Origin of the sequence: Tissierella sp. (assembly GCF_031460495.1) — a bacterium.
GTDB lineage: Bacteria > Bacillota > Clostridia > Tissierellales > Tissierellaceae > JAVKTS01.
On the sequence record NZ_JAVKTS010000004.1, the window covers coordinates 104,957 to 117,525 of the forward strand.

Below are 12,569 nucleotides of genomic sequence, written 5' to 3' on the forward strand. Positions count from 1 at the left end.
GTATGCTAGCTATAAAGATATGGAATTATTTTAAGGGATATGTTATTATTAGGGTTGAGGGACTGACATTGGAGAGGATGTTAAATCTTGCTGCAACATATGATATATATTTATGGGATGTAAAACGAGAAAGCAATATTGTCCTTGAAATGAAGTCTACAACTAAAGGGTTTAAAGAATTAAAAAATATAGTGAAAAAAGTTGGATGTAGAGTCGAAATTAAAGAAAAAATGGGATTTCCATTTTTATTAATGAGGATTAAAGAAAGAAAGATGTTAGCAATAGGATTTTTACTATTTTTAGTTACAACATTATTGCTAACTTCAACGATTTGGAGGATAGAAATAATTGGTAACGAACAAACTCCAAGAGAAGAAATAATTTCAATGCTCAAGGAAAATGATATATCTATTGGTAAAATTAAATATTTCTTTGAAAAGGAAACTATAAAAAATCTTATGATTGATAACTATGATTATCTTTCCTTTATATCAGTAAATATTAAAGGAACTAAGCTAGTCATAGAAATTAAGGAACAGGATCTTCCACCAGAAGAAATAGACAAATCTTATCCTTGCCATGTAGTTGCCAAGAAAAAGGGCGTAATAGTAAAGATAGTTCCTAAAAATGGAAGGGTTTTTGTAGAAAAAGGTGAAATAGTTAATGAAGGAGATATATTAATTACGGGTATACTAACAAATGAAGGATTAAATGAAAATATATTAGTACATGCAGAAGGTGAAGTATTGGCTCTAACTAGATATAGCCATATTATAAAAGAACCAATAATAAAGTATGAGGAAAAATATACTGGAAGAATATATAAACAAAAGGGTATAAAGATTAAGGATAAAGGTATTAAACTTTTAAAGGGAGAAGTGCCATATGATAATTATAAGGAATTTGTAATTGAAAAAGCTTTGATTAACTTGGAAAAGTATGAGATTGATTTTCCTATAAAAATAGTTGAATATGAATATAGAGAGGTTGAAGTAAAAGAAGTAAAACAAAATATAGACTTTCTTAAGAAATCAACCCAAATAGAGGCTACTAAAGAGATAAGCAAAGAATTACCACCAAATGCTGAAATACAATCTAAAAACACTAGACATCAAGTAGATGAAAACTTGTTAATAACACAAGTAATAGTAGAAACTATAGAGGATATTGGAAGAAAGCAAATCATAGTAACTGGGGAGGATTAAGTTTGACTAATAATATAGAAGAAAACAGCATTGTAATAGAAAATGAAAATATAGTTAGAGAAATATTTGGGGATTTTGATGAGAATATAAATTTAATCAAGGATGAATTAAATATAGACATTGCAATTAGAGAAGGGGAAATCAAACTATATGGTGAGAGAGTATCTATAGACTTAGGAGAAAAACTGATTTATAATTTAATAGAGATAGTTAAGACCCAAAAAAAACTTGACAAACAAGACTTAAGGTATTCTATGCAATTGATTTTAGAAGGTCAAGGAGATTATGTAAAAGAATTATTAAAGGAAGTAGTATGTGTAACAGCATCTGGCAAGAGTATTAAGCCAAAGACATTAGGTCAGAAAAGATATTTAGATGCAATAAAGAAAAATGATATAGTATTTGGAATTGGACCTGCAGGTACCGGAAAGACATATTTAGCTGTGGCTATGGCAGTCCAGGCATTTAAAAATAGAGAAGTAAGTAGGATAATTCTCACGAGACCTGCAGTAGAGGCTGGTGAAAGCTTGGGATTTTTACCTGGGGACTTACAAGAAAAGGTAGATCCATATCTAAGACCTATATATGATGCTTTATTCGATATACTAGGTACAGAATCATATTTAAGGTATATGGAGAAAGGTATGATTGAAATAGCCCCATTAGCATATATGAGAGGGAGGACATTAGATTCTGCCTATGTTATATTGGATGAGGCACAAAACACTACAAATGAACAAATGAAAATGTTTCTAACAAGACTTGGCTTTGGTTCAAAAGCAATTATAACAGGAGATATTACACAAGTTGATCTACCTAAAGGAAAAGAATCAGGGTTAAAAACTATAACAAAGATATTGAATAATGTAAAAGGCATAGACTTTATATATTTAATGAAAAATGATATAGTAAGGCATCCTTTAGTTCAAAGAATTATTGAAGCCTACGACAAGTTTGAAAATACTAAAGTGTAACCCATAAGGGGGGAGACCTATGGATTTTAAAAAATTAATATCTACAAGAAATAAAAGACTATATAATGGGTTGTTGATTTTGTTTTTTACAGCAATCCTTTTTTTTATAACAATTCATAAATTAGAGACCAATAAACTAAGCCTAAGGATTGGAGATATTGCGCCTTCTACCATTAGGTCTACAAAGGAATTAGAAGATAAACATATTACTGAAAAACTAAAGGCGGAGGCAATGAATAAAATAGAGCCAATATATAGGATATCTCCTTCTATACAGATGGTTATGAAAAATAACATTAAGGATTTCTTAGATACAACAAGAGATATCAAGGCTCAAGATAGTATTAGCTTCAATAAAAAGGCAGAGCTGTTATTGGAAAATCAAAGTCTTGGACTTGAGTCAAAAGAAGTTTCAATTGCACTTAAAATGGACTACAAAGCTTTAAACAGTTTTGAAAATATTTTATGGGATTTAATTAATCAAGTAATGGGAAATGGAATCAAAGAAACTGAACTTGAATATGAGAAGGAAAACCTAGTAAAAACATTTGATTCTTTAGATATGAAAAAAGAAGAAAAGGAACTAGGTTTAGCACTATTTAACGCTACTATAAATTCAAATGAGTTTTTGGACAAGACAGAAACCCAAAGAAAGAAAGAAGAAGCTGCAAATAAAATAGAAACAGTAATTATAAATGAAGATGAAATCATAGCATTCCAAGGTTCAGTAATTACAGAGAGAGAACTTCACTTAATTGATGAAGCTGGATTGTTAAAAGGTGATAATAACCTTCCTATAAGTATGATTATTGGAATAATACTACTCTTATTACTAGGTTTATCAATTATCATAGGATATATATATTTCTTTAACAAGGAAATATTATATAATAATCGTTTATTAATTATGTTAATTATAGTTATTTTAACTATCATAATATCCAAGGCATTATATTCCCTATCTCCTTATATTATGCCTGTAGCAGCAGCATCACTATTAATATCTATGCTTATTGATCCAAAGTTAGCATTATTGGTTAATATATTCTTGTCCTTTTATTTGGGTTTTGTTCTCAAATTGGACAATAGTATAGTTATTATGCATATTGTATCAGGTAGCATTGGGGCTATTATTGCTATTAGACAAGAACAAAGACATTATATTTTACTAAATGGTTTAATAATTGGAGTAATTAATTTGTTGACTTTAGGAGCTGTTGGATTAGCAGAGGGGTCAAGAGGAATAAATTCCTTTTTAGAAGGGAACTACAGCTTGTTAAATGGTATTATAGCTGCCATGATAACTTTAGGTTCTTTACCAATTTGGGAAAATATATTTTCTGTATTAACTCCATTAAAATTATTAGAATTATCAAATCCAAACCAACCTTTGCTAAAGAAATTACTTCTAGAAGCTCCAGGGACATATCACCATAGTATATTAGTAGGCAACTTATCTGAAGCAGCAGCAGAGGCAATATCAGCCAATCCTCTTATTACTAGAGTGGGCTCTTATTATCATGATATTGGAAAAACAATTAGACCATATTATTTTGCAGAAAATCAATTTGGCATGGAAAATCCTCATAATAAGCTACAGCCAATGCAAAGTACTGCTATAATAACATCACATACAACTGATGGAATTGTACTGGGAAAAGAGGGAAAATTACCAAAAGAAATACTAGATATTATAGATCAGCATCATGGGGATACACCTGTTGCCTATTTTTATTATAAGGCTAAGGAATTAGATAATGATATAAATATGTCAATGGATGAATTTAGGTATAAAGGCAAGAAGCCACAGACCAAAGAAGCGGCAATAGTTATGTTGGCAGATTCATCAGAAGCAGCAGTAAGGTCAATTAAAGACCTTACAAAGGAAAAAATTGAGGATATGGTGAGGAAAGTAGTAGAAGGTAAAGTAAAGGATGGTCAGTTAGATGAATGCAATGTTACATTGAAAGAGATTGAAATAATCATTAAATCCTTTATTAATGTACTAACTGGAATATACCATGATAGAATAGAATATCCAAATATTGAAATTAAATCGGAGGCATCTGAATAATGGAAATTTACATTGATAATAGACAAAATAAAGTAGTTATTGATGAAGAAATTAGTGTTATAATAGAAAAAGTTATAAAAGAAGTTTTAATTTTTGAAAATCAATCCTTAGACTGTGAAGTAAGCGTTTCTTTTGTTGATAATGAAGAAATTACAGTATTAAATAGAGATTATAGAAATGTTGATAGAGAAACAGATGTATTATCATTTCCTATGGATAATGATTTTTTTCAAATGGGTCCTGTTTTACTAGGGGATATAATCATTTCAGTTGAAAAGGCTTTAGAGCAAGCTGAAGACTTTGGTCATTCTTTATATAGAGAAATAGCTTATTTAACAGCTCATAGTATGTTTCACTTATTAGAATATGATCATATGGAGGATGAAGAAAAAACTTTGATGAGAGAAAAAGAGAAAGAAATCATGAAGACAATAGGGATATTCAAAGGTTTTAAGGAGGAGTAGAAGAATGAATAAAAGAAATCTCATAGAAAGCTTTAACTATGCAGTATCAGGAATTATCATTGCACTAAAAACAGAAAAAAACATGAGGATACATTATCTGATTGCTCTACTAGTTATTGCTTTAAGTCTTTTATTTGATTTTTCTAGAACAGAGTTTTTACTTTTACTTTTTGCTATATCCTTAGTTGTAGTAGCGGAAATGATAAATACTGCACTTGAGAGGGTAGTGGATTTAATCACTGAAGAATATCATCCATTAGCTCGTTTAGTAAAGGATGTAGCTGCTGGAGCAGTTCTTATTGCAGCTATAAACTCTATAGTAGTGGGATATCTTCTTTTCTTTGATAGATTAAATGCTTTTTCTGGGCTGCTATTATTTAAGATTAGGAATTCACCTCCCCACCTTACATTCGTTGCTATATTAATAGTCATTATATTAACTGTAGGTCTTAAGGCAGTATTTTATAAAGGTAGAGGGACTCATTTTCAGGGTGGGACAGTAAGTGGTCATTCAGCATTAGCATTTTGTGTGGCAACAATAATATCTTTTTTATCAAAGAATACTTTAGTCACCACATTAAGCTATGGATTAGCGGTTCTAGTTGGAGAAAGTAGGATCGAGGGAAAAATTCACACTTTTCCAGAGGTATTATCTGGTGGAATATTAGGTAGTTTAATAGGTATATTAGTGTTTCAAATCATAGGATAAGGGGGCAGCAAATTGAAACTAAAGTCAATTATAATAATAGCAATTTTAATAGCAATAATTGGAACAGCTTGTAAAAAGGACTCAGTAGATGAACCAGTTGTAGTAGATAAGGAAACAGAAGTAGAGGAAGAAATAGTTATAGAAGAATTACCTGTGAAAGAAGGTATACCGTCACCTCTTAGTGGAATTTATTCTCCTGAAGCAAAAGTCAATAGGAGGCCAATTGCAATTATGTTTGACAATCATCATCGTGCAAGATGGCAAGCAGGCTTAAAAGATGCTGAAATAGTATATGAATTTTTAGTAGAAGCTCCTTACACAAGATATATGGGTATATATCTTGTAAATGAACCAGAATCCATTGGACCTATTAGATCTGCTAGACCTTATTTTATCACTACGGCATTAGAATATGATGGAATTTATGTACATGTGGGAGGAAGCGCCCAGGCTTTATCGGATGTAAAATCTTTAAAACTTGCTGATATTGACGGATTAAGTAGCTCCAACAAGGTATTTTGGAGAAAGTCTCATAAAAAGGCTCCTAATAACTTATATTCAAGTACAGAAGCTCTGAGAAAGACTCAAGAAGAAAGAAAATTCAAAGATACTGGTGATTATATTCCTTTTAAATTCAAAGAAGATGAATCTCCCATAGAAGGTAATATAGCTAATAAACTTACAATTATATATAGAAAAAACAACACAACTGAGTATAACTATGATGAAGAGAAGAAAATATATACAAGGACTAAGGATGGAGAATTGCATATAGATGAGATAGATTCAACTCCAATTATAGCTAAGAATATTATAATCCAAGAAGCAAAGACTAAAGTATTAGATAAGGAAGGCAGGTTAGAAATTCAATTAATAGGAGAGGGGAAAGGGAAATACATAACCCATGGAAAAGTAACAGAAATTCAATGGGTAAAAGAATCAAGAAAAGCAAAAACTATATATAAGACTCTAGATGGTGAAGAACTAATATTAAATCCAGGTATTACATGGATACAAGTAATAGAGCCAAAAACAGAAGTTATATTTGAATAGTTATCAATAAGCCAACATAATTAAGAATTCAAATTTCTCTTCTAATTTTCAATTTAAAATTTGTGGGCTAATCCCATGCAGGAGGAGGTATTTTATGAATAAAAAAGAATTAATAAAAAAGGCATTAGAAGCTCAAAAGATGGCATATGTTCCATATTCTAAGTTTCGTGTTGGAGCTGCTTTAATCACAGATGAAGATGAAGTATTTACTGGTTGTAATATAGAGATAGCATCGTATTCTCCTACTTTATGTGCAGAGAGAACTGCGATTTTCAAGGCAGTATCAGAAGGTCATAAAAAAATTAAAACTATAGCAATTGTAGGGGATTCAGATTTTACTTATCCTTGTGGAGTATGTAGACAAGTGATTAGGGAATTTGGCAAGGATGCTACAGTTATTATTGCTAATTCAGAAGATGACTATAGAGAGTATAAATTAGAAGAACTACTGCCACATAGTTTTGGACCAGAGGATTTAGATCTTAATAATACTAGGAGCGATGAGAATGTATAAATCAGGATTTGTAACAGTTATAGGAAGGCCCAATGTAGGAAAATCCACTTTGCTTAATCAGGTAATTGGGGAAAAAATATCAATAATTTCAGACAAACCACAGACTACAAGAAATAAAATCCAGTTAGTATATACTGAAGAAAATTGCCAGATAGTATTTCTTGATACACCAGGTATACAAATGCCTAAAAATAAACTAGGTGAGTATATGCTAAAGATTTCAAGGAGTACATTAGAAGAGGTTGATGTAGTTACATTTATGGTTGATGATAGCTTAGAAATTGGAGCAATGGATAGTATGATAATTGAAGATATTAGAAAAATATCTACTCCTATTGTTCTATTGATTAATAAAACCGATAGACTTAATGAAGAGGAGATATTAAAGTTAATTGATAAATATAATAAAATGGATTTATTCAAAGAGATAATACCTATTTCTGCCATGAATAATGACAATATAGATAGATATATTGAAGTCCTAAGAGCTATGGTACCAGAAGGCCCTCAATATTTTCCTGAAGATATGATTACAGATCAACCAGAACGTTTTATTATATCTGAAATAATAAGGGAAAAAGCACTCTTAAATTTAGATGAAGAGGTTCCCCATGGAATATATGTAGAAATAGATGCTGTAAAAGAAAGAGCTAACAAAAACATTATAGATGTATTTGCTAATATATATTGTGAAAAAGAATCCCATAAGGGTATAGTAATTGGGAAGAACGGAGCAAAATTAAAAGAAATTGGACAAAGAGCAAGAGAAGATATAGAAGCATTGATGGATACTAAGATAAATCTTCAGCTTTGGGTTAAGGTAGAGAAAAACTGGAGAGAACGTGACAATAAAGTAAAATACTTTGGATATAAATAATTAGGGTAAAGATATGTTAAAAACTGAAGGAATAGTACTCAAAGAAATGAGATACAAGGATACATCTAAAATATTAAATGTATATACAAATAGATATGGTAAAATTACGATTTTAGCAAGAGGAGCATATAAACCCAGATCTAGAATAATAGCTAATACACAACCATTTTCTTATAATGAATATCAGCTATATAGAGGTAAGAGTTTCTTTTACCTTAATCAGGGAGATATAATCGACTCTTTTTATTCCATTAGAGAAAATATGGAGAGAATAACATTAGGTTCCTATATGCTAGAGCTAGTTGATAAATCAATACCAGAAGAACAAGAAAACCTAAAACTCTTTATGCTCTTTAAAAAAGGGTTAGAAGTTCTCAGCACTTTAGATAAAGATTATCTAAAATTTATCTTAGCATACGAGCTGAAATTTATATCTTTTTTAGGATATAAACCATATTTAGACAGATGTGTAATATGTGGAAATACAGATTTAAAAAAAATTAAGTTTAGCATATTAGAGGGTGGAATAGTTTGTTCTAATTGTATTGATATGAGTTCCAACAGTACCTATATAAATACAGCTATGGTTAAAATAATGTATGATTTATTATATACACCTTTAGAAAAAGCTGGAGAAATAATAGCTGCAAAAGAATCATTGCTTAAATTGCATGATATCATAGTAGAATATATATTATATAACATAGATAGAAAAATGTTTAATTCACTAAATCTAATGAAATATCTAATATAGTATAATATATTTAAGTACTATATACTTGACAAAAAAATCAAATTTTGCTAAATTATAATTCACAGATAAAATGTATTAACATACGATGATGAAGAAAAAATCATATGTAATTATTAAAGAGAGTCTAGAATGGTGAGAGCTGGATATAATTATTATAGATGAAAGGCACTTCGGAGTATACTTTATTAAGCGAATACCTTGTAATAAGGTATTAAATAGGGTGGAACCGCGGAAGTAACCTTTCGTCCCTATAGGGATGTAGAGGTTTTTTTGTTTCCACAAATTGTATAATAGGGAGGTTTTTATATGTATTTTCAGGATTTAATGCTGAAATTACTAGATTATTGGGGAAGTAAAGGATGCACTATATTAGAACCTTATGATACGGAAAAAGGTGCTGGAACTATGAGTCCACATACTTTTCTAAGGTCCCTTGGACCAGAACCATGGAAGGTAGTATATATAGAGCCTTCAAGAAGACCTGCAGATGCTAGATATGGGCAAAATCCAAATCGTGTTTATCAACATCACCAACTTCAAGTTATTCTTAAACCTTCGCCAGATGAAGTTCAAGAAATGTACTTGGATAGTTTAAGGGCAATAGGTATAGACCCTTTAAAACATGATATCAGATTTGTTGAGGATAATTGGGAAGCACCAACTCTGGGCGCCTGGGGCTTAGGATGGGAAGTATGGTTAGATGGTATGGAAATTACACAGTTTACATATTTCCAACAAGTGGGTAGCATTAACTGTGAACTGGAGTCTGCAGAACTAACCTATGGATTAGAAAGAATAGCAATGTATCTACAAGATGTAGATAATATATTTGATATAAAATGGAACAAGAATTTGACCTATGGGGACATCTTTAATAAAGCTGAATATGAGCATTCAGTTTATAGTTTTGAGAGGGCAGATGTTAATGTTCTTAAGGGATTATTCAACACTTATGAAGAAGAAGCAAAAAAAACACTAGAGGATGATCTTGTGCTACCAAGCTATGATTATGTACTTAAGTGTTCTCATACATTTAATGTACTAGACGCAAGGGGTGCCATATCCGTATCTGAGAGGACAAATTATATAGGAAGAGTAAGAAATTTAGCTAGGTTGGTAGCATCAAAATATATTGAGCAAAGAAAAGAAATGGGATATCCTCTAATAAAAAAGGAGGGTTATGATAATGAGTAAATGTTATTTACTTGAAATAGGTGTAGAAGAACTTCCAGCAAGGCTTGTTGGGGATGCTCTAGAACAATTGAAATCCAATACTAAGGATTTAATGAAAGAAGAAAGAATTTGTTATGAAAATATAAAGCTATATTCCACACCAAGAAGATTAACCTTAATAATTGAAGGCTTAGAAGATATACAACAAAATTTGAAGGAAAAAGTAAAGGGACCTACTAAAAGAATTGCTTTTGATCAAGATGACAATCCTACTAAGGCATTATTAGGGTTTATGAGAGGGCAAGGAATAGATATAGCATCCATTTATGTAGAAGTATTTAATGAGGAAGAATATGTATATGCAGATGTTGTAAAAGAAGGGAAAACCATAGAGCATATATTAAGTGAAAATATGCCTAATATTATCAAATCAATTAATTTTCCTAAGTCCATGAGATGGGGCGGGAAAAACATTAAATTTGCAAGACCTATTAGATGGTTAATTTCATTATTAGATGATAAAGTAGTACCATTTGATTTAGAAGGTATTGAAGCATCTAACATTACCAAAGGCCATAGATTTTTAGGAAGTAGTAGTATAGAGATATATAATGTAAATGAATATATGGATAAATTGAGAGAGAATTATGTAATAGTAGATCAAGAAGAGAGAAAAGAGATTATAAAATATGGCTCAGAAAGACTTGCCAAGGAAAAAGGCGGGAATTTACTTCAGGATGATAATCTTTTAGATGAGGTAACTAATATAGTTGAATATCCTACTCCAATCATTGGTAAGATTAAAGAAGAATATCTATCTTTACCAGTAGATGTGGTTGTTACGCCTATGAAAGAACATTTAAGATTTTTCCCTGTCCTAGATGATAAAAAAAGACTTTTACCATACTTTATCACTGTAAGAAACGGAAATGAAGATTTTATAGAAGTCGTTATAAAAGGAAATGAAAAAGTTCTAGGTGCTAGATTAGAAGATGCAAAGTTTTTCTTTAAGGATGATATAAAAAAACCATTAGAGTCCTATGTAATGGACTTAAAGAACATAGTGTTTCAAGAGAAATTAGGATCTTTATTTGATAAAACTAAGAGAGTACAAAAATTAGCGTATAAAATTGGTGGTTATCTTGAAGTTGGAGAAGAGACTGAGAAAAACATTGAGAGAGCTGGATATTTAGCTAAAGCAGATTTAGTTACAAAAATGGTTAGTGAATTTACAGAGCTACAGGGTAAAATAGGGATGGAATATGCAAAGGCATCTGATGAAAATGAAATAGTAAGCTTAGCTATATTTGAGCAATATTTACCAAGATTTGCTGGAGATGAACTTCCAACTACAACCGCTGGTTCTGTTCTTAGTATTGCTGATAAAATAGATACTATTGCAGGATTATTCGCTATTAATATTCATCCAACAGGATCTCAGGATCCATTTGGCTTGAGAAGGCAAGCTTTGGGTATTATTAATATAATACTTGATAAAAAGCTTGATTTATCAATTAATGAAATTGTAGAAACAGCTCTATATATGTATGTAGATGTAAATGGCTTAGCATTTGATTATAACAAAGTTAAAGATGAGATTATGGATTTCTTTATTGGACGAATAAGAAATATGTTCATGGATATTGGAATTAGATATGATATTGTAGATGCTGTATTAGGCACCAATGTGGATAATATCTATGACATGAAAATTAGAGCCAATAAATTAAACGAATGGCTTAAAAAAGAAGAATCTTCAGAAATATTATCAGCATTTAATAGGGTTTCCAATTTAGCAGAGAAAACAACATCATCTGAAGTGTTTAGAGATCTGTTAACTGAAGATGAAATTGAACTATATGAAAGCTTTAACAATGTTGAAGATAAAATTAGGAGTTCAATTGAGAAGAAAGAATATGATAAAGCATTAGATTATTTAGTCACATTAAAAGGGCCAATAGATAATTTCTTTAACCTAGTTATGGTAATGGTAGATGATGAAAAAATAAGAAACAATAGACTTGGTTTATTGAAAAAGATATATGATTCTATGATGCAAATCTGTGATTTATCTAAGATAGTAAATAAATAGGATTCAATATGTGTTCATAAATGTTCTTAGGGGGGTGAAGTCCATTCTTCAATTAAGTGAGAGACAAGAAAAGATTATTGATATAGTTAAGAGAAGTCAGCCTATTACATCAGAGTCTATCGCGTCTGAATTAAACCTAACAAGATCAACCCTAAGGCCAGATTTGGCTATATTAACTATGTCCGGAATATTAGATGCAAGGCCTAAAGTGGGATATTTCTATACTGGGAAGACAAGCCTATCTTACATTTCAGAAGAGATAAAAAGTATTAAGGTATCAGATGTAAAGTCAGTACCAGTGGTAGCAGATGAATCTACATTTTTATATGATGCAATTGTACTAATGTTTTTGGAAGATGTAGGTTCAGTTTATGTAACAAATAATGGATACCTAGCGGGTGTTGTTTCAAGGAAGGATTTCTTAAGAAATTCCATAGGGGGTATGGACTTAAACAAGGCACCCATAGGAATGATAATGACTAGAATGCCAAATATAATCTATGTTGAAGCAGACGATAGCGTATTAACTGCAGCAATAAAACTAATAGAACATGAAATAGATAGTTTACCAGTAGTAGAAGAAGTAGCTACTACTACTGAAAAAAACTATAAAGTGGTAGGTAGGATTACAAAGACTACTATAACAAGACTATTTGTGGAACTTGGCAAAAATGATTGAA

At 30.8% G+C, this 12,569-nt stretch carries 12 protein-coding genes; all 12 read left to right on the forward strand.

Features of this window, described 5'->3' with window-relative positions; genetic code table 11:
- Nucleotides 1-2 precede the first annotated feature (2 nt).
- Nucleotides 3-1,205, forward strand: a complete 1,203-nt coding sequence (yqfD, locus tag RIN63_RS11095) for a sporulation protein YqfD (protein ID WP_310444796.1) — start codon at nt 3-5, stop codon at nt 1,203-1,205.
- Between the two features lie 2 nt (nt 1,206-1,207).
- The gene (locus RIN63_RS11100) at nt 1,208-2,179 is read left to right on the forward strand and encodes a PhoH family protein (protein ID WP_310444797.1); all 972 of its coding nucleotides are present in this window, start codon (nt 1,208-1,210) and stop codon (nt 2,177-2,179) included.
- A 19-nt stretch (nt 2,180-2,198) separates the two neighbouring features.
- A complete protein-coding gene (locus tag RIN63_RS11105) occupies nt 2,199-4,253 on the forward strand; it encodes an HDIG domain-containing metalloprotein (protein ID WP_310444798.1) in 2,055 nt (684 codons plus the stop codon).
- A complete protein-coding gene (ybeY, locus tag RIN63_RS11110) occupies nt 4,253-4,717 on the forward strand; it encodes an rRNA maturation RNase YbeY (RefSeq protein WP_310444799.1) in 465 nt (154 codons plus the stop codon). Before RIN63_RS11105 ends, ybeY begins: the two co-directional genes overlap by 1 nt.
- Nucleotides 4,718-4,721: 4 nt before the next feature.
- Nucleotides 4,722-5,426 carry a diacylglycerol kinase gene (locus RIN63_RS11115; RefSeq protein WP_310444800.1) on the forward strand — a complete coding sequence of 235 codons (705 nt, stop codon included), beginning with the start codon at nt 4,722-4,724 and terminating at the stop codon, nt 5,424-5,426.
- 12 nt (nt 5,427-5,438) lie between these two features.
- Nucleotides 5,439-6,479: a DUF3048 domain-containing protein gene (locus tag RIN63_RS11120; RefSeq protein ID WP_310444801.1), complete on the forward strand. Its 1,041-nt coding sequence runs from the start codon at nt 5,439-5,441 to the stop codon at nt 6,477-6,479.
- 94 nt (nt 6,480-6,573) lie between these two features.
- Nucleotides 6,574-6,993, forward strand: coding sequence for a cytidine deaminase (locus tag RIN63_RS11125; RefSeq protein ID WP_310444802.1), 420 nt, complete (start codon nt 6,574-6,576; stop codon nt 6,991-6,993).
- The gene (era, locus tag RIN63_RS11130) at nt 6,986-7,870 is read left to right on the forward strand and encodes a GTPase Era (RefSeq protein WP_310444803.1); all 885 of its coding nucleotides are present in this window, start codon (nt 6,986-6,988) and stop codon (nt 7,868-7,870) included. The genes RIN63_RS11125 and era overlap by 8 nt, the downstream gene beginning before the upstream one ends.
- Nucleotides 7,871-7,883: 13 nt before the next feature.
- Nucleotides 7,884-8,624, forward strand: coding sequence for a DNA repair protein RecO (gene recO / locus RIN63_RS11135; protein WP_310444804.1), 741 nt, complete (start codon nt 7,884-7,886; stop codon nt 8,622-8,624).
- Between the two features lie 306 nt (nt 8,625-8,930).
- Nucleotides 8,931-9,818, forward strand: a complete 888-nt coding sequence (gene glyQ / locus RIN63_RS11140; protein WP_310444805.1) for a glycine--tRNA ligase subunit alpha — start codon at nt 8,931-8,933, stop codon at nt 9,816-9,818.
- Nucleotides 9,811-11,889 carry a glycine--tRNA ligase subunit beta gene (gene glyS, locus RIN63_RS11145; protein WP_310444806.1) on the forward strand — a complete coding sequence of 693 codons (2,079 nt, stop codon included), beginning with the start codon at nt 9,811-9,813 and terminating at the stop codon, nt 11,887-11,889. The genes glyQ and glyS overlap by 8 nt, the downstream gene beginning before the upstream one ends.
- A gap of 34 nt (nt 11,890-11,923) precedes the next feature.
- On the forward strand, nt 11,924-12,568 hold the full coding sequence (locus RIN63_RS11150) for a helix-turn-helix transcriptional regulator (protein WP_310444807.1): 645 nt from the start codon (nt 11,924-11,926) through the stop codon (nt 12,566-12,568).
- Nucleotide 12,569: the final 1 nt, after the last annotated feature.

Excerpts from the sequence above, each read along its gene's own strand:
- yqfD (WP_310444796.1), top strand. The coding sequence starts at position 3 with ATGCTAGCTATAAAGATATGGAATTATTTTAAGGGATATGTTATTATT.
- RIN63_RS11105 (WP_310444798.1), top strand. The coding sequence starts at position 2,199 with ATGGATTTTAAAAAATTAATATCTACAAGAAATAAAAGACTATATAAT.
- ybeY (WP_310444799.1), top strand. The coding sequence starts at position 4,253 with ATGGAAATTTACATTGATAATAGACAAAATAAAGTAGTTATTGATGAA.
- RIN63_RS11115 (WP_310444800.1), top strand. The coding sequence starts at position 4,722 with ATGAATAAAAGAAATCTCATAGAAAGCTTTAACTATGCAGTATCAGGA.
- RIN63_RS11125 (WP_310444802.1), top strand. The coding sequence starts at position 6,574 with ATGAATAAAAAAGAATTAATAAAAAAGGCATTAGAAGCTCAAAAGATG.
- era (WP_310444803.1), top strand. The coding sequence starts at position 6,986 with ATGTATAAATCAGGATTTGTAACAGTTATAGGAAGGCCCAATGTAGGA.
- recO (WP_310444804.1), top strand. The coding sequence starts at position 7,884 with ATGTTAAAAACTGAAGGAATAGTACTCAAAGAAATGAGATACAAGGAT.
- glyQ (WP_310444805.1), top strand. The coding sequence starts at position 8,931 with ATGTATTTTCAGGATTTAATGCTGAAATTACTAGATTATTGGGGAAGT.
- glyS (WP_310444806.1), top strand. The coding sequence starts at position 9,811 with ATGAGTAAATGTTATTTACTTGAAATAGGTGTAGAAGAACTTCCAGCA.